This is a genomic window from Streptantibioticus rubrisoli (assembly GCF_024436055.1).
GTDB classification, from domain to species: domain Bacteria; phylum Actinomycetota; class Actinomycetes; order Streptomycetales; family Streptomycetaceae; genus Streptantibioticus_A; species Streptantibioticus_A rubrisoli.
Genome location: NZ_JANFNH010000056.1, coordinates 30675 through 47347 on the forward strand (window position 1 = coordinate 30675; position 16673 = coordinate 47347).

13 protein-coding genes, 1 tRNA gene and 2 pseudogenes are annotated in these 16673 nt (G+C 70.5%); 7 read left to right on the top strand and 9 right to left on the bottom strand.

What is annotated here, in order from left to right; translation table 11 throughout:
* The first annotated feature begins 127 nt into the window (after positions 1-127).
* Positions 128-2440: an FdhF/YdeP family oxidoreductase gene (locus NON19_RS29920; protein WP_255932293.1), complete on the top strand. Its 2313-nt coding sequence runs from the start codon at positions 128-130 to the stop codon at positions 2438-2440.
* Between the two features lie 134 nt (positions 2441-2574).
* On the top strand, positions 2575-3063 hold the full coding sequence (locus tag NON19_RS29925) for a PaaI family thioesterase (RefSeq protein ID WP_255932294.1): 489 nt from the start codon (positions 2575-2577) through the stop codon (positions 3061-3063).
* A 7-nt stretch (positions 3064-3070) separates the two neighbouring features.
* On the opposite strand, the gene NON19_RS29930 is transcribed toward NON19_RS29925, so the two are convergent.
* Together NON19_RS29930 and NON19_RS29935 are read right to left on the bottom strand one after the other, a co-directional pair.
* A complete protein-coding gene (locus NON19_RS29930) occupies positions 3071-4156 on the bottom strand; it encodes a PP2C family protein-serine/threonine phosphatase (protein ID WP_255932295.1) in 1086 nt (361 codons plus the stop codon).
* A gap of 281 nt (positions 4157-4437) precedes the next feature.
* Positions 4438-5115, bottom strand: a complete 678-nt coding sequence (locus NON19_RS29935; protein ID WP_255932296.1) for an ANTAR domain-containing response regulator — start codon at positions 5113-5115, stop codon at positions 4438-4440.
* A gap of 104 nt (positions 5116-5219) precedes the next feature.
* Between NON19_RS29935 and NON19_RS29940 the strand changes: the two genes are divergently transcribed.
* From NON19_RS29940 to NON19_RS29950, 3 genes and pseudogenes are all read left to right on the top strand, one after another.
* Positions 5220-5294, top strand: a tRNA-Leu gene (locus NON19_RS29940).
* A gap of 108 nt (positions 5295-5402) precedes the next feature.
* Positions 5403-5998, top strand: a pseudogene (locus tag NON19_RS29945) (helix-turn-helix domain-containing protein).
* 11 nt (positions 5999-6009) lie between these two features.
* Positions 6010-7185: an aminotransferase class V-fold PLP-dependent enzyme gene (locus tag NON19_RS29950; protein ID WP_255932297.1), complete on the top strand. Its 1176-nt coding sequence runs from the start codon at positions 6010-6012 to the stop codon at positions 7183-7185.
* Positions 7186-7207: 22 nt separating this feature from the next.
* Here the strand turns inward: NON19_RS29950 and pyk are convergent, their stop codons facing one another.
* The 6 genes and pseudogenes from pyk to NON19_RS29980 all read right to left on the bottom strand — a co-directional run bounded on the left by pyk (position 7208) and on the right by NON19_RS29980 (position 13309).
* Positions 7208-8641, bottom strand: coding sequence for a pyruvate kinase (pyk, locus tag NON19_RS29955; protein WP_255932299.1), 1434 nt, complete (start codon positions 8639-8641; stop codon positions 7208-7210).
* A gap of 129 nt (positions 8642-8770) precedes the next feature.
* Positions 8771-9472, bottom strand: coding sequence for an SIMPL domain-containing protein (locus NON19_RS29960; RefSeq protein WP_255932300.1), 702 nt, complete (start codon positions 9470-9472; stop codon positions 8771-8773).
* A gap of 81 nt (positions 9473-9553) precedes the next feature.
* The gene (locus tag NON19_RS29965) at positions 9554-11014 is read right to left on the bottom strand and encodes a lysine N(6)-hydroxylase/L-ornithine N(5)-oxygenase family protein (protein ID WP_255932301.1); all 1461 of its coding nucleotides are present in this window, start codon (positions 11012-11014) and stop codon (positions 9554-9556) included.
* A 19-nt stretch (positions 11015-11033) separates the two neighbouring features.
* Positions 11034-12530 (bottom strand): pyridoxal phosphate-dependent decarboxylase family protein, encoded by a 1497-nt coding sequence (locus NON19_RS29970; protein ID WP_255932302.1) that lies wholly within the window; start codon positions 12528-12530, stop codon positions 11034-11036.
* Positions 12531-12702: 172 nt separating this feature from the next.
* A pseudogene (locus NON19_RS29975) lies at positions 12703-13032 on the bottom strand (helix-turn-helix domain-containing protein); the annotation flags it as partial.
* 19 nt (positions 13033-13051) lie between these two features.
* Positions 13052-13309: a hypothetical protein gene (locus NON19_RS29980; protein WP_255932303.1), complete on the bottom strand. Its 258-nt coding sequence runs from the start codon at positions 13307-13309 to the stop codon at positions 13052-13054.
* 402 nt (positions 13310-13711) lie between these two features.
* On the opposite strand from NON19_RS29980, the gene NON19_RS29985 reads away from it, so the two are divergent.
* Entirely contained in the window at positions 13712-14794 is a 1083-nt protein-coding gene (locus NON19_RS29985) for a serpin family protein (protein ID WP_255932304.1), read from the top strand.
* Here NON19_RS29985 and NON19_RS29990 read toward each other — a convergent pair whose 3' ends face one another.
* Positions 14795-15478: an MBL fold metallo-hydrolase gene (locus NON19_RS29990; RefSeq protein ID WP_255932305.1), complete on the bottom strand. Its 684-nt coding sequence runs from the start codon at positions 15476-15478 to the stop codon at positions 14795-14797.
* Between the two features lie 109 nt (positions 15479-15587).
* On the opposite strand from NON19_RS29990, the gene NON19_RS29995 reads away from it, so the two are divergent.
* On the top strand, positions 15588-16535 hold the full coding sequence (locus NON19_RS29995; RefSeq protein ID WP_255932306.1) for a hypothetical protein: 948 nt from the start codon (positions 15588-15590) through the stop codon (positions 16533-16535).
* Positions 16536-16673 lie beyond the last annotated feature (138 nt).

Consider the following 16673-nt stretch of genomic DNA (forward strand, 5'->3'; position numbering starts at 1 on the left):
GCCCCGCCCGCGACGCCGCCCCCGCCCCCACTGTCAGCGCTCCGTGGCAGGATCGACCCAGACAGCATCGAACACGCGCCGCCGGCCGCGGCCAGCGGCGTACCGGCACGCAGTGAAGGGGACGACGATGGCAGCCAAGCCGCCCGCAGGGGACCCGGTCCAGGACGCGCCCGACGTCACCGGGCCGCAGCACGCCGCCGCCGGGCTGCCCGCCATCGGGCACACGCTACGCATCGCACAACAGCAGATGGGCGTGCGCCGCACCACGCTGACCCTGCTCAAGGTCAACCAGAAGGACGGCTTCGACTGCCCCGGCTGCGCCTGGCCGGAGCCCGACAAGCGACACCGCGCCGAGTTCTGCGAGAACGGCGCGAAGGCCGTCGCCGAGGAGGCGACGCTGCGCCGCGTCACCCCCGAGTTCTTCGCCCGCCACTCCGTGCCCGACCTCGCCACCCGCAGCGGCTACTGGCTCGGCCAGCAAGGCAGGCTGACCCAGCCGATGTACCTGCCCGAAGGCGCCGACCACTACGAACCCGTGCCGTGGGAGCGCGCCTTCGAGATCATCGCCGAGGAACTGCGCCAGCTCGACTCGCCCGACGAGGCGGTGTTCTACACCTCGGGCCGCACCAGCAACGAGGCCGCGTTCCTCTACCAGTTGTTCGCCCGCGAACTGGGCACCAACAACCTGCCCGACTGCTCCAACATGTGCCACGAGTCCTCGGGCTCCGCGCTCACCGAAACCCTCGGCGTCGGCAAGGGCAGTGTGCTCCTCGACGACCTCCACCGCGCCGACCTGATCATCGTCGCCGGACAGAACCCCGGCACCAACCACCCACGGATGCTGTCCGCACTGGAGAAGGCCAAGGCCAACGGCGCCCGGATCGTCACCGTCAACCCGCTGCCCGAAGCGGGACTGGAACGCTTCAAGAACCCGCAGACCGCCCGCGGACTCGTCGGCTCCGGCACCCCGCTCACCGACCTGTTCCTGCAGATCCGACTCGGCGGCGACCAGGCGCTCTTCCGCGCCCTGAACAGGCTCATCCTGGAGACCGACGGAGCCGTCGACACCGAGTTCGTCGACCAACACACCCACGGCTTCGAGGAGTTCGCCAAAACCGCCCGCGCCACCGACTGGGACGAGGTGCTGCGCGCCACCGGCCTGGACCGCCAGCGCATCGAGCAACTACACGACATGGTCGTGAGCTCCCGCAGCATCGTGGTGTGCTGGGCGATGGGCCTCACCCAGCACAAACACGCCGTCCCCACCATCCGCGAAGTCGTCAACTTCCTCCTTCTGCGCGGCAACGTCGGCCGCCCCGGCGCCGGGGTCTGCCCCGTACGCGGCCACAGCAACGTGCAGGGCGACCGCACCATGGGGATCTTCGAACGCCCCGCGCCCGCCTTCCTCGACGCCCTGGAAAAGGAGTTCGGCTTCGCGCCACCGCGCGAACACGGTCTCGACGTCGTCCGGTCCATCCGCGCACTGCGCGACGGCACGGCAAAGGTGTTCTTCGCCATGGGCGGCAACTTCGTCGCCGCCACCCCGGACACCGAGGTCACCGAGGCGGCCATGCGCCGCGCCCGACTCACCGTCCACGTCTCCACCAAGCTCAACCGCTCCCATGTGATCACCGGAGCCCGCGCCCTGATCCTCCCCACCCTCGGCCGCACCGAGAAGGACGTCCAGGCCACCGGAGAGCAGTTCGTCACCGTCGAGGACTCCATGGGCATGGTCCACGCCTCCCGCGGCCAACTCGCCCCCGCCAGCACCCAGTTGCTCTCCGAACCCGCCATCATCTGCCGCCTCGCCCGCGCCACCCTCGGCCCGGACAGCGTCGTGCCCTGGACCGACTTCGAAGCCGACTACGACCTGGTACGCGACCGCATCTCCCGCGTCGTCCCCGGCTTCGCCGACTTCAACACCAAGATCCGCCACCCCGGCGGCTTCACCCTGCCGCACGCCCCCCGCGACAGCCGCCGCTTCCCCACCACCACCGGCAAGGCGAACTTCACCGCCGCCCCCATCGAGTACCCCCAGGTACCCGAAGGACGACTACTGCTGCAGACACTGCGCTCGCACGACCAGTACAACACCACCATCTACGGCCTCGACGACCGCTACCGGGGCATCAAGGGCGGCCGCCGCGTCGTCCTGCTCCACCCCGAAGACGCCCACGCCTTCGGCCTGACCGACGGCGCATACGCCGACCTGATCAGCGAGTGGTCCGATGGAACCCAGCGGCGCGCCACCGGATTCCGCGTCGTCCACTACCCCACCACCCGCGGCTGCGCCGCCGCGTACTACCCGGAGACCAACGTCCTGGTCCCGCTGGACCACACCGCCGACACCAGCAACACTCCAGCGTCGAAGTCCATCGTCATACGCCTGGAAGCCACACGTGATCAAAACCACCCCGCGACGGCCGCACCAGCCACCTGAACACCTGATAGGACGCTGCTGACGCACTCTCCCGGGGGCCGCGACCGGCGCCCCCGGGACCCACGGCGGTGCCGGTCCCGGAACAACCCGGAACCCCCACCGCGACCGACCGAAGACGATCGGAGCCGACCGACATGGGCGAGCAGGCCGCCACCCAGGCCCCCACCAAGTTCCCGCCGGAGATCATCGAACAGTACGCAGGACTCGGCATCGACCTGCCGTCCCTGTTCTCCGCCGGAACACTGGGCACCCGCATGGGCATCCAGGTCCTCGAAGCCTCCGCCGAGCGGGTCGTCGGCATCATGCCGGTCGAGGGCAACACCCAGCCCTACGGACTGCTGCACGGCGGCGCCTCAGCGGTACTCGCCGAGACCCTCGGCTCGGTCGGCGCCATGATGCACGCCGGACCCCACAAGATCGCCGTCGGCGTCGACCTCAACGCCACCCACCACCGCGGCATCCGCTCCGGCACCGTCACCGGCGTAGCCACCCCGGTCCACCGCGGCCGCTCCACCGCCACCTACGAGATCGTCATCACCGACGAACAACAGCGCCGCGTCTGCTCGGCCCGACTGACCTGCATGCTGCGCCCCTCGACACCCGGCGGCAACCAGACCGCCTGACCACCGCCTACCGCCCACGCGGGGCGATCGCCAAGATCGCCACATCGTCATGGAGCACCCGGGCATGCCGCGGCAGATCGGTGTCAAGAAAGTCGATCACATCCATGGGCGTGGGCACCGGCCGCCCCGCGAAACGGCTGCGCAACCGGTCCAGCAGCGGATAGAAGCCCCCGTCGTGATCACGGGCCTCTATCAAGCCGTCCGTGCACAACAACAGCACATCCCCCGGAGCGAGCCGGTGCTCATAGGCGACCGGACGCTCCGGGGCCAGCACCCCCAACCCCAACGGCAGCGCGGGCGGCCCGGTCAACTCGTTCACCTCGCCACCCGAGATCACCACCGGCTCGATATGGCCGTGGTTGACGATCGTCACGCGCTGCGCGAGCGGGTCATACTCGACCAAAGCGGCCGTGACGAACAACTCGTCGTCGAGGACCGCCTCCGCCTCCCGCGTGATCCGCCGCTCCATACTGACCGCGACCTGCCGCAGATCGCCCGGATCATAGGCAGCCTGCCGAAAACTGCCCAGCACATCGGCGACCGTACGCACCGCCTGCAAGCCCTTGCCGCGCACATCACCGATGATGGCCCGCTCACCCGCCGGGGTGGCGCAGATGTCGAACAGATCCCCGCCCACCATCGTCCCAGCCTCCGCAGGGTGGTACAAACTCGCCGCCAGCACATGCCCCACCTGGTGCGGAACCGGCCGCAGCAGCGTGTGCATCAGCGCCTCGGCCACCGAGTTGGCATGCAGCAGATGCGCCTCCTGCCGCTTACGGTGAGCGGACAGCGCGGTACCGATCAAACCGACGATGGCGGTGGAGACGTACGCGCCGACGTAGTGCTTCTCCCACAGGTCGTTCGCCATACGCCCCGCACAGCACGGAGTCCCGGCCAAGACCGCCTCGAACACCACCGCGAACAGCGTCACCGCGGCGACCCCCACCGGACCCTGGGTGTACGCGGCGATCACCGGCAGCGCGATCAACAGGAAACTCACCGGCCACTGCACCGGAGTCACCGGCTCCAGGACCAGCACCAGCACCACATACGCCACCGGCAGCCAGCGCATCCAGGCCGGTGCGGCAGGCATGTGCAAACCTGCATCACTCAACCTCGCCGCACGGCGGCGCTCGGCCTTGCCGGCCTCGCCGCGGTGTTGCTGGTTCACCTGTCACTCCAGCGGTGTGCAGCGGGTGTGCGGTGCCCAGGAGAGGAGGTGATGCGCGGCGTGGACGCCGATAACGCCGATAACGCCGACGGAACTCCTGGGCGGCGGCTACTGCCTCAGCGCCGGACGGACCAGCGCCGTCACCATCATCTTCCCCAGCACCCCGCCGCGCACGGCCAGCGCCCGCCGCCGGGCGACGCGGCTCAGCCCGACGTACCCTTCTCGGCGTTACCGCCGGTGACCTCCTCGATCACGGCCTGCGCCACCTGCTGCATCGACATCCGGCGATCCATCGACGTCTTCTGGATCCACCGGAAGGCGGCAGGCTCGCTCAGCCCGTACGCCGTCTGCAACGCGCTCTTCGCCCGGTCCACCAGCTTGCGGGTCTCCAGCCGCTGGGCCAGGTCCGCGACCTCCGCCTCCAGCGCGCGCAGCTCGGTGAAGCGGGAGACGGCCATCTCGATGGCCGGCACCAGGTCGCTCTTGCTGAACGGCTTGACCAGGTACGCCATCGCACCCGCCTCCCGCGCCCGGTCGACCAGTTCGCGCTGCGAGAAGGCGGTGAGCATCAGCACCGGGGCGATGCGCTGCTTGGCGATCCGCTCGGCGGCCGAGATGCCGTCCAGGACGGGCATCTTCACATCCAGGATCACCAGGTCGGGCCGGTGCTCCTCGGCCAGTTCCACGGCCCGCTGGCCGTCTCCGGCCTCGCCGACGACGGAGTACCCCTCTTCTTCGAGCATCTCCTTGAGGTCGAGGCGGATCAGCGCCTCGTCCTCGGCGATGACGACCCGCGTGGTGTGCGGCGGAACGTGCGACGGTTCGCCTTCGGCAACGGCGGCCGGGGGCGTGGTCCCATCGGGGGCGTCAGCGGCGGTCACTGGGCTTCGGCTCCTCATTTCGGTGCGGGGATGCATGCACGAGCCTACCTACGTCCTGTAGGTTTGAGTCATGGCGGGTATCCGCTATCCTTCATTTCGAAGGGGCCCCGGTAGCCCAACTGGCAGCAGGCAATGGATTCAAAACCCATACAGTGTCGGTTCGAATCCGACCCGGGGCACTCTCCTTTCTTTCCAAGGTCATCGAACCATTTGCGATCTTCACTGGTTAGAGTGAACAGCCCTTCGATTCGGCCATGGGTGGTTCACTCTCCGCCAGGATCGATCGGGTGTACGACCTTCCGACGCGCAAGCGCACCCTGGCCCTGGTCCACCAAGGCCGCAGTCTCAACTCGATCAGCAGGCAGACGGGTGTCTCCCGCTCCGCCATACGCGCCTGGTGAGCTCGCCTGGAGCCGCTGCGTCCAAGTGCCTGCTGCCGGTGCGGAGATCGACCCGCGCTCCCCCAACCCACCGACGCATACGCCTACTTGCTCGGCTTGTACCTCGGCGACGGCTGCGTCAGCCCGCACCCGCGCGGTGGCTGCTATCTCCGCATCGCCTGCGCCAACGGCTGGCCCGGTCTCATCGCCCTGGCAAAGGGAAGTGGTCAACGCTTACCCCCTGGGAGTTCGTCCGCGGGCTGGTCCACTCCGACGGCTCCCGCACCATCAACGGGACCGAGCGCACTATCGCGGGGCGGCGCAGACGCTACGAGTACCCCCGCTACTTCTTCACCAACAAGTCGGAGGACATCCGACGCCTCTACACCGACACCCTCGACCGCCTCGGCGTCGAGTGGAAACAGGCGAACGCCTGGAACATCTCCGTTGCCCGCAGGGCATCCGTGGCCATGATGGATCAACACATAGGTCCCAAGTACTAAGGCGGGAGCGGATGGTGCGGATCGACGTCGAGCGGGTGCGTGAGGATACGGCGGGCTGCGAAAGGGTTGCCCATCTCAACAACGCCGGGGCCGCCCTGCCGCCCCGGCCGGTGGTCGACGCCGTTGTCGAGCATCTGCGGCTGGAGGAGGAGATCGGCGGCTACGAGGCCGCGGCCGCGCGGGCCGAGCGCATCGAGCACACCTATGACGCGCTCGCCCGTCTGGTCGGAGCCGCCCGTGAGGACATCGCGGTGATGGAGAACGCCACCCGCGCCTGGGACCTGGCCTTCTACTCGCTGCCCTGGTCGGCGGGCGACCGTATCCTGACCGCCCGGGCCGAGTACGCCAGCAACGCCATAGCCTTCCTGCAGACCGCCCGCCGGCACGGCGTGCAGGTCGACGTGGTGCCCGACGACGAACACGGTCAGCTCGATGTGGACGCGCTGCGGCGGATGGTCGACGACCGGGTCAAGCTGATCGCCGTCACTCATGTGCCGACCCAGGGCGGGCTGGTCAACCCGGCTGCGGAGATCGGAAAGGTGGCCCGGGAGGCGGGAGTTGTGTATCTGCTGGACGCGTGCCAGTCGGTGGGCCAGATGCCTGTGGACGTGCGGGAGATCGGCTGTGATCTACTCACCGCGCCCGGCCGCAAGTTCCTGCGCGGCCCGCGCGGCACCGGGTTCCTGTACTGCTCACCGCGGGTCCGCGCCCAGTTGGAGCCGCCGTTCCTGGACCTGCACGCCGCCGAGTGGACCTCCGGCGACAGCTACCGGGTGCGGGAGGACGCCCGCCGGTTCGAGAGCTGGGAGACGTTCTTCGCTGGGAAGATCGGTCTGGGCGTGGCCGTCGACTACGCGCTCGACCTGGGTCTGGACGCCATTGAGGACCGCGTCACCCTGCTCGCCGACGCGCTGCGCCACCGGCTGAGTGCTCTGCCGGGAGTGCGCCTGCACGACCGGGGCGTGCGGCAGTGCGGCATCGTGGCCTTCACCGTCGACGGGCATGACAGCCATCGCGTGGCCGAGGAGCTGCGCGGGCAGCGGATCAACGTCTCGGTCTCGGTGGCCGGTTCGGCGCGCTGGGACTTCGATGCGCGTGGTCTGGAGTCCGTGGTGCGTGCCTCCGTGCACTACTACAACACCGATGGCGAGATCGACCGGCTGTGTGCCGCGCTGCTCCGCCCCTGAGCTCAGGGGCCCAACGGCTGTGCTACTTGGGCGAGTCGTCCTCGCCGATGTGGTGGACCCGGACCATGTTCGTCGTGCCGGGGACGCCGGGGGGTGATCCCGCGGTGATGACCACCACGTCGCCGCGGTTGCAGCGGCCGAGGCGGAGGAGGTGTTCGTCGACCTGCTCGACCATCTCGTCGGTCGTCTGGACCATTGGGCCGAGGAAGGTCTCCACGCCCCAGGTCAGGCTGAGTTGGGAGCGCGTCGCCGGTTCCGGGGTGAACGCCAGGACCGGGATCGGCGAGCGGTAGCGCGACAGCCGTCGTGCGGTGTCGCCGCTCTGGGTGAACGCCACGAGGAACCGTGCGCCGAGGAAGTCACCCATTTCGGCGGCCGCCCGGGCGACGGCGCCGCCCTGGGTGCGGGGCTTGCCGCGCTCGGAGAGCGGGGGTAGTCCGGCGGCGAGCATGTCCTCCTCGGCTGCGGCGACGATCCGGCTCATGGTCTTGACGGTCGCCACCGGGTACTTGCCGACGCTGGTCTCCCCGGAGAGCATCACCGCGTCCGCTCCGTCCATCACGGCGTTGGCGACGTCGGATGCCTCGGCGCGGGTGGGCCGGGAGGCCTCGACCATGGAGTCCAGCATCTGGGTGGCGACGATGGCTGGTTTGGCGTTCCGCTTGGCGAGTTTGACGGCGCGTTTCTGCACCATCGGCACGGTTTCCAGGGGCATTTCGACACCGAGGTCGCCGCGCGCGACCATGATGCCGTCGAAGGCGTCGACGATTTCGTCGAGGTGCTCGACTGCCTGCGGTTTCTCGATCTTGGCGATGACGGGGATGCGCCGCTGTTCCTCCGCCATGACGCGCAGTACGTCCTGCGCGTCGTGCGCGTTGCGTACGAAGGACAGGGCGATGATGTCGGCGCCGATGCGCAGTGCCCAGCGCAGGTCTTCGAGGTCCTTGTCGGAGAGCGCGGGGACGCTGACGGCGACGCCCGGCAGGTTGAGGCCCTTGTGGTCGGAGACGAGTCCGCCCTCGATGACCATGGTGTGGACGCGTGGGCCTTCGACGTCGGTGACTTCGAGGGTGACGCGGCCGTCGTCGACGAGGATGCGTTCGCCGCGGCTGACGTCGGCGGCCAGGCCCTTGTAGGTGGTGCCGCAGATCTGTCGGTCGCCTTCGATGTCCTCGACGGTGATGGTGAATTCGTCGCCGCGTTCAAGGAGTACGGGGCCTTCGGCGAAGCGGCCGAGGCGGATCTTCGGGCCTTGAAGGTCGACGAGCACGCCGACGCTGCGCCCGGTCTCGTCGGCGGCCTTGCGGACGCGGCGGTAGCGGTCCTCGTGTTCGGCGTGCGAGCCGTGGCTGAGGTTGAACCGGGCGACGTCCATTCCTGCTTCGACCAGGGCCTTGATCTGGTCGTATGAGTCTGTGGCGGGGCCCAGAGTGCAGACGATCTTTGCTCGGCGCATGCTTCCGAGCCTACGACCTACCTGCCGGTAGGGCGCCGTCTGGCGGAGAAGGGGGAACGTCCGCTTCGTTAAGGGTTGTTGACGTGAATCGCAACGGTGTACGCCACCCCCAAGGGCATTCAGTGTGACTCACGGTGTCCGTAGGTCTGGTGGGGTCATGGTGAAATGCGCGGTGACCTGGGCGTGCACGGTCTGGCGTTGGGGTTCGAGGGTGATCGCCGGGGTTTGGGCTCCGGCCGTGCCGCCGGGGGCGGCGGGGGCGAACGACCGGTTGTGGTGGGCGGCGCTCGATTCCACCCCGGTGTCGGCGAGTTCGAGGAGTGCGGTGACCTCGCCGCCGAGCGCTTCGGCGTACTCCCGGGCGCGCCGTACGGCGTCGTGTACCGCCTGGGTTCTGGCGGTGCGGTAGGCGGGTGAGTCGGGCCGCAGCGACCACCACGGGCCGTCGATGCGGGTGAGGTCGAGTTCGGTGAGGCGGGTGATGAGTTCGCCGAGTGCGGTGAAGTCGTTGAGGGTGACGTCGAGCTGGACGCGGCCGTGGTAGGAGCGGATGCGTTCGCCGCGTCCCTTGGCGAGTTCGGGGGTGATGACCAGGGCGCTGGTCTGGGTCTTCTCGATGGCTTCCGGGTGGGTTCTGATGAGGTCCAGGACGGTGTTGTTGCGCCGGGTGAGGTCGTCGAGCGCGGCGCGGCGGTCGGTGCCGCGGGCGTTGACGGTGATGGTGATGCGGGCGAGTTCGGGTTCGGCTTCGGTGTGGGCCTCACCGCGGACGCCGAGGCGTGGGGCGTTCTGGTGGGGTTGGTCCTGGGGTGCCGGTGGTGTTGTGGTCATGTCTCCACTGTGGCAGGTGGGTTGGCGCCCGAGGGCCGTGTGTCGGTGGTGTGCGGGGTGTCGCCTGGGGTGGCTGGTGGCTCAGCCGCGTGGGAGTGCGGCGGTTCTGATGGTGGGGGTGCCGGTGCCGGGGCGGTGTACGGCGGGGCGGGTGGGGCGGTGGGCGGGGTGGGGGTCCAGGCCGAAGGTGGTGAAGGCGGTGCGTTGCGGTAGGTCGTAGGCGGTGTCGCCGGTGAGGGAGTTGAGGATGACGGCGGAGCGCCAGGCGCCGAGTCCGAGGTCGGGGGTGCCCACGCCGTGGGTGTGGATTTCGGCGTTCTGTACGTGGATGGCGCCGTGGATGGAGGGGTCGAGGACGAGCCGGTGTCGTTCGTCGACGCGTGGGCGGCCGGCGGAGTCGCGGCGCAGGTACGGGTCGATGGGGGCGAGCAGGGGGTCCAGGGGCCGTTGCCGGTAGCCGGTGGCGAGGACGACGGCGTCGGTGGTGATGCGGCTCTGGGTGCCCTGCTGGATGTGTTCGAGGTGGAGTTCGACGCGGTCGGCGCCCATGCGGCCCGCGGTGCGCACGGAGACGCCGGGGGTGAGGGTGACGTCGGGCCAGGCTGGTTGTCCGGACTCGGTTGTCAGTGTGCGCTGGTACAACTCTTCATGGATGGCGCTGATGGTTTCGTGGTCGATGGCTTTGTGGAGTTGCCATTGGGTTGGGAGGAGTTGGTCGCGTACGGGTTCGGGGAGGGAGTGGAAGTAGCGGGTGTAGTCGGGGGTGAAGTGTTCCAGGCCGAGTTTGCTGTATTCCATGGGGGCGAAGGCCGCGGTGCGGGCGATCCAGGTGAGTCGTTCGCGGCCGTGGGGGCGGTGGCGCAGTAGGTCGAGGAAGATCTCGGCGCCGGATTGTCCGGATCCGACGACGGTGACGTGGCCTGCGGCGAGCAGTTGTTCGCGGTGGGTGAGGTAGTCGGCGCAGTGGTAGACGGGGACGTTGGGTGATTCGGCGAGTGGGCGCAGCCGTTCGGGTACGTGGGGGGTGGTGCCGATGCCGATGGCGAGGTTGCGGCTGTGGGCGCGGCCGACGGCGGTGGCTTCGCCGTCGGGGTCGAGGCGGGTGAAGTCGACCTGGAACAGTTCGCGTTCGGGGTTCCAGCGCACGGCGTCGATCTGGTGGCTGAAGTGGCAGGTGGGCAGTGCGTCGGCGACCCAGCGGCAGTAGGCGTCGTACTCGGTGCGGGGGATGTGGAAGCGCTCGGCGAAGTAGAAGGGGAACAGGCGGCCGCGGGCTTTGAGGTAGCGCAGGAACGACCAGGGGCTGGCGGGTTCGATGAGGCTCACCAGGTCGGCGAGGAAGGGGACTTGGAGGGTGGTGCCCTGGATGAGTTGGCCGGGGTGCCAGCTGAACGTGGGGCGCTGGTCGTAGAAGGCGGTGCGCAGGTCGGGCACGCCGTCGGCGAGGGCGGCGAGGGAGAGGTTGAACGGGCCGATTCCGATGCCGAGCAGGTCCAGGGGTTCGTCGGTGGAAGGGGTGTCGGCGGGCTCGACGGGGTTCATGGCGGTGTCCTTCCGTGGGTTACTGACCGGTCCGGGATGCGTTTCCGCCGGGCGGGTCTTGGCCGGTGGAGGGTTGCTGGCTGTTCGACGGCGGTCGGCTGGTCCGGGTGTCGCGGGCGGTGCGGGCGACGAGGTCGAGGAGGGCGGTGAAGTCGGTGGGTTCGGTGGTGGGGTTGAGCAGGGTGGCTTTGAGCCACAGGCGCCCGGCGGCGTGGGTGCGGCCGAGTACGGCGGTGCCGGAGGTCACCAACGCGCGGCGGGTGGCGGCCAGTTCGGTGTCGGTGGCGCCGCTCGGGCGGAACAGCACGGTGGTGATGGTGGGCCGGGCGTAGAGGGTGAGGTCGGGGTGGGCTTCGATGAGGTCGGCGAGTCGCTGGGCCTGCTGGCAGACGTTTTCCACGAGTTGGGCCATTCCGTCGCGGCCCAGGGCCCGCAGGGTGACGGCGATCTTGAGGATGTCGGGGCGGCGGGTGGTGCGCAGTGAGCGGCCGAGCAGGTCGGGGAAGCCCGCCTCGACGTCGTCGTGGGCGTTGAGGTAGTCGGCGTTGGTGGCCAGTGGCCGTAGCGCGGTGGTGTCCGGTACGGCGAGCAGTCCGGCGGCGATGGGTTGCCAGCCGAGTTTGTGCAGGTCGATGCCGACGGAGGTGGCGGACTGCAGGCCGTTGAGCAGGTCGCGGTGGTGTCTGCTGAACAGCAGCGATCCGCCGTAGGAGGCGTCGATGTGGAGTTCGGCGTCGTGTGCGGTGGTGACTTCGGCGATGCCGGGCAGGGGGTCGATGGCGCCGGTGTCGGTGGTTCCGGCGGTGGCGACGACCAGGGCTGGGCCGTGGAGTTCGGCCAGGGCGCGGTCGACGGTGGCGGGGTGCAGGGTGCCGTCGTGGGTGGGCAGGGTGTGTGGTTCGGGCAGGCCGAGCAGCCAGGCGGCGCGGTGGACGCTGTGGTGGGCGTTGTCGCCGCACACGATGTGCACTGCGGGTGCTCCGCAGGCGCGGGCGCGTTCCCGGGCGAGCAGCAGGCCGAGTTGGTTGGATTCGCTGCCGCCGGTGGTGACCAGGCAGTCGGGTTGCGGTAGGTCGGGGTAGACCAGGGCGGCGAACGCGGCGGTGGTCTCGACCTCCAGGGCGGTGGCGGCGGGGGCCTGGTCCCAGGAGTCCATGGAGGGGTTGAGCGCGGACGCGGCGAGGTCGGCGGCGACCGCGAGGGCGAGCGGCGGGCAGTGCAGGTGTGCGGCGCAGTACGGTTCCGCGGGGTCGGCGGAGCCTTCGGTGACGGCGCGTACCAGGGTGCGCAGCGCGTCTTGGGCGCCGGTGCCGTTGGCGGGCAGTACGGGGGCGGCTTGGGCGCGCAGCCGGTCGGCGACCGAGCGGGGGCCGCCTGCCGGGATGGGTCCGCCGCGGGCCGTGGCGCCTTGGGCGAGGGCGCCCAGCACGGTGTCGATCAGTGGCCGCAGTTGGCTGGGGCCAACCGCGCCCCCGGCGAGTGCGGGCGGGTCCCCGGGGTCGTTCGGCGTCGGCATGGCTGCGGTGCCCTTCGGGACGGCGGCTTGAGGAGGCACAGACGTCCCCAAGTCTTGTGGCGTTCAGGTGCGTTCACCTGACGAGCACAACGATCTCGACCCGAAAGGGGTATTGCATCGGAATGTATGTCCATATCCTGGACCGCGGTGGCGGCGGTTCCGCGTCGTGGGTTCAGTCCGGGCCGGTCGTCGGCGGGTGGTCCGGGCCCGGGACGCGGTCGCTCCAGCCTCCGGGGAGCGTGCGGTGTTGTTGGGCGCGGAAGCGTATCGGTGCGACGCCCACCCGGCGGGTGAACAGTCGGCTGACGTAGGCCGGGTCGTGGTATCCGACCCGGCGGGCCACCACGGATCCAGGCCGTCGGGGTGAGCCGTCGCTGCTGGTGTCGGCGCGGGAGCGGCGCAGGGTCGCCAGGAATTCGTGGACGGCGGCGGATGTCTCGACTTCCAGCAGCTGGCGGGATGCCCCGGCGGCGCCGGTCAGCGCCCGGTGCGGGTGCCGGGGAGGGTTTCGGCAGGTGGGGTCACGCGTGCCGGTCGGCGTGCGCGACCACCGCCTCGTGCGGGGTGACCGGGGTGATCAGCTGCGGTCGTGCCGTCGCGGCGGACTGGGGGCCGGGCTCGGCGACGGGCCGCGGCGGTGTGCCGGAGGTGGTGGGTTCGACGTCGGTCACCGAGGAGCAGACGTGGGTGCCGTCGGCGCGGGATATCGATATCTCGACCGCGTCGTGCGGGCGCGGCCGGGGCAGCCCATGGAAGGCGGCCCGGTCACCGGTGATCACCGAACGTCCCGGGTCACCGGGGGCGGCGCTGGCGGCGTGCCAGCCCGCGCAGCCGGGCGGCAGCGCGGCCGGGGTCCCGCCGAGGGGGGGGCCGTCGTGGCATGGACATCCCCACGCGGGATGTCGATCCGCACCGGTGCGCCGCCGGTGCTGGCGGCCGTCGCGCGTATCCGCCGTGCGCCCGGGTGCCGGAGCCGTCCGGGCTGGACAGCGGCGCCCAGGCGACGAGGGCGGCCGAGATCAGGAGCAGCGCGACGGCGGCTTTCGTTGACACGGAGCTCGGAGGAACGGGCGGAGGCGCTGCGCACACCGTTGACGCTACGTGGCCGCGCGGGAGGCCGCGTCCGCCTTGTGGCCACCGTGCCATCGTCCGAAAGGACGATGGCGCCGTAGGCTGACGGTATGCGTCAACTCGCGCACCGCTGGCTGGAGTCCGTGGCCCGCACGCCCGGCGGGGACTTCGCGGCCTCACCCGCGGGCTTGTGGCTCGCCCTGGCCACGGTCTCGGTGGGGGCGCGCGGCCGGACCGCCGCCGCGTTCGAGGACGTGCTGGAGACCGGCCAGGAGCCCGCCGCCGCGGTCGCCGCGGCGGTGCGCGCGCTGGAGAAGACCGACGCCCTGACCATGGCGACCGGGGTGTGGAGCCGCTCGCCGCTGCGCGAGGGGTTCCGCGGCGCGCTGCCGGACGTCGACTTCGGGGTGCTGGACGACGCCTCCCCGGCCGTGATCGACGCCTGGGTGCGCGACGCCACCGGTGGGCTGATCGAGCGGCTGCCGGTGCGGATCGCGGCGCGAACCCGTCTGCTGCTGGTCAACGCGCTGGCTTTGAAGGCGCGTTGGGCCGATCCGTTCGACACGGTGAACACCCGTGACCGCCGGTTCACCGACGCGGCCGGGGCCGTGCACCAGGTGCCGACGATGTCCAAGACGTTCTCGGCGCACTCCGCGTGGACCGTACCGGAGCTGTCCGGCGGCCTGACCAGGGTGGTCGAACTGCGGTGCGCGGCCGAGGGGTTCACCCCGGCCGTCGTGCGGTTCGTCATCGGCTCGCCGGAACGGGGTGCGACCGAGGTGCTGCCCGCGGCGTGGGCGCCGAGCGGGATGCGCGGCCGGATCGACGCCGACCAGGTGCGGGTGCTGCTGCCGCGGCTCGCGCTGCGCAGCACGATCGAGGTGACCGAGCACCTTGGGGCGCTGGGCCTGGAGATCGCCACCGGGGACCACGCCGATTTCTCCGGGCTGTCGCCGGATCCCCTCACCATCGACCAGGTGGTGCAGGAGGCGGTGGTCAAGGTGGCCGAGGAGGGCATCGAGGCGGCCGCCGCCACGGTGGTCAGGATGAGGTACGCGAGCATGGTCACCTCGCGGCCGCGGGTGGTGGAGATCGCGTTCGACCGGCCCTTCGGGCTCGTGGTCCTCGACTCGACCGGGGAGCTGCCGCTGTTCACCGCCTGGCAGGCGAGCGCGCCACGCTTTGCCGAGTAGCTACGGCGACACCGCGCGCAGCGCGTCCCCCGCCCCTTGCAGGATCGGTTCGCCATGGCCGAAGCAGGCGATGTCCACGTCGAGTTCGGCGATCCTGCGGAATGACTGCGCCGCCTGCTCGCGGTCGACGTTGAACACGCCGAGCATCAGCCGCTCCACGTTCGCCACCGTGTCGCCGGTGAACACCACCCCGGCGTCCGGCAGATGGACGGCGACGCTGCCCGCCGTGTGCCCGGGGATGTGCAGGACCCGGGCCGCAACGCCCCAGTCGAGCAGGTCGCCGTCGGCCAGCTCCCGGTCGACGCGGCACGGCGGCATGGGCGGGACGGTGGCCGCGACGCTGTCGAAGATCGGGCGCTCCCAGTCCAGCAGTACCGGTGGCGGTTCGGGGACGGTGCCGCGGATGACCGGTGCGTCGGCGGCACCGGCGGCGACCGTGGCGCCGGTGGCGGCGACCAGCGCGGCGGCCGAGCCCGCGTGGTCGTTGTGGGAGTGGGTCAGCACGATCTGTCGCAGGTCCTGCGGGCGGGCGCCGAGTCCGCTCAGCGCGGCGAGGATGTCCCGCTCCGCACCGGCCGCGCCGCAGTCCACCAGGGCGAAGCCGTCGGCGATGCGCACCGCGTACGCCTGGCCCACGGCGAAGCGCAACATCCAGATGTCAGTGGTGAGTTGTACGGTCTCCATGACGCAGACGGTAGATCGCGGAAGGGGGTGGTGCGGCGTGGTTGAGCCGAGGGCGAAACATGGCGGCGGCACGTAGGCTCGTAAGGGCGACAGCCCTGGGGAGGTGCCCGTGACGCGTCATGCCGTACCCGAGGACCGGTCAGGACCGGACTCCGGGCCGATCGTGCACGGTTTCCCGCACCTGGAGACCATCCAGGCGTCCTTGACCGCGCTCTACCGGAGACTGTCGTACGACACCATCAGCACGTTCGCGGTCAGCGTACTGCCGGACGAGGTGCGGGTGCCGCCGGACACCGACATCTACCTGGGCACCCAGCAAGTGGCGCGCAGCATCGTGCAGCACCTGCGGCTGCCGGACGCGCGGATGATCGTGGCGTTCCGCGACATGGTGCACGCCGGGAACGTCGAGCTGGAGGCCGGGCCGGAGTACTTCATCGAGCTCAACTCGCGGTTCAAGGAGGACCGGCGGGACATCGGGGCCTGTCTGGCGCACGAGGTGATGCACGTCTACCTGCACCGGCTGGGGCTGGAGTTCGCCGGTACCCGGGACAACGAGATCCTCACCGACACCGCGTCCGCCTATCTGGGGGCGGGGTGGCTGCTGCTGGACGCCTACCGGGAGGAGAGCAACGTACGCGGGGACCGGCTGGTGCGGCAGGCGTGCAAGCTGGGGTATCTGACTCCGGAGGAGTTCGGGTACGTGCTGGCCAAGCGGGCGCTGGCGTTCGGGGACGACATCGAGCCGTGGTTCTCCAGCGCGCAGGCGCGGGACGCGTACCGGGCGGGGATGGCGCGGGCCCAGGCCGATCTGCGGCAGCCGCCGCTGGCGCGGTGCGGGTGGGCCGGTCGGCGGCGGTATGCGGCGGACCGGCGGATCGTGCAGCGGGGGGACGGGGTCTCGGCGGTGCGGGCGGGGGGGTACGCGTTCGAGGGTGGGTCGCCGTTGCGGGTGTCGTTTCCGTGTCCCACGTGTCATCAGCGGATTCGGGTGCCGGTGCGGGGGAGGTTTACGGCGCGGTGTGGGGTGTGTGGGTCGGAGCTCCAATGCGACACGTAACCCATCCGCCCGCCCTTCCGGGGCTCCGCCCCGGCACCCCGTCTGGGGTGCGCCCCCGGGGCGGGGTTTTCGCCCACCCGCCCGCACTTTTGGGGCTTCGCCCAAGCCCTGGTGGGGGCGCTTGTGGTGGGCTGGGGT

What these genes read in the sequence shown, in the direction of transcription:
- NON19_RS29920 (WP_255932293.1), top strand. Translation starts at nt 128, where the DNA reads ATGGCAGCCAAGCCGCCCGCAGGGGACCCGGTCCAGGACGCGCCCGAC.
- NON19_RS29925 (WP_255932294.1), top strand. Translation starts at nt 2,575, where the DNA reads ATGGGCGAGCAGGCCGCCACCCAGGCCCCCACCAAGTTCCCGCCGGAG.
- NON19_RS29930 (WP_255932295.1), bottom strand. Translation starts at nt 4,156, where the DNA reads ATGCCTGCCGCACCGGCCTGGATGCGCTGGCTGCCGGTGGCGTATGTG.
- NON19_RS29950 (WP_255932297.1), top strand. Translation starts at nt 6,010, where the DNA reads ATGGTGCGGATCGACGTCGAGCGGGTGCGTGAGGATACGGCGGGCTGC.
- pyk (WP_255932299.1), bottom strand. Translation starts at nt 8,641, where the DNA reads ATGCGCCGAGCAAAGATCGTCTGCACTCTGGGCCCCGCCACAGACTCA.
- NON19_RS29960 (WP_255932300.1), bottom strand. Translation starts at nt 9,472, where the DNA reads ATGACCACAACACCACCGGCACCCCAGGACCAACCCCACCAGAACGCC.
- NON19_RS29965 (WP_255932301.1), bottom strand. Translation starts at nt 11,014, where the DNA reads ATGAACCCCGTCGAGCCCGCCGACACCCCTTCCACCGACGAACCCCTG.
- NON19_RS29970 (WP_255932302.1), bottom strand. Translation starts at nt 12,530, where the DNA reads ATGCCGACGCCGAACGACCCCGGGGACCCGCCCGCACTCGCCGGGGGC.
- NON19_RS29985 (WP_255932304.1), top strand. Translation starts at nt 13,712, where the DNA reads ATGCGTCAACTCGCGCACCGCTGGCTGGAGTCCGTGGCCCGCACGCCC.
- NON19_RS29990 (WP_255932305.1), bottom strand. Translation starts at nt 15,478, where the DNA reads ATGGAGACCGTACAACTCACCACTGACATCTGGATGTTGCGCTTCGCC.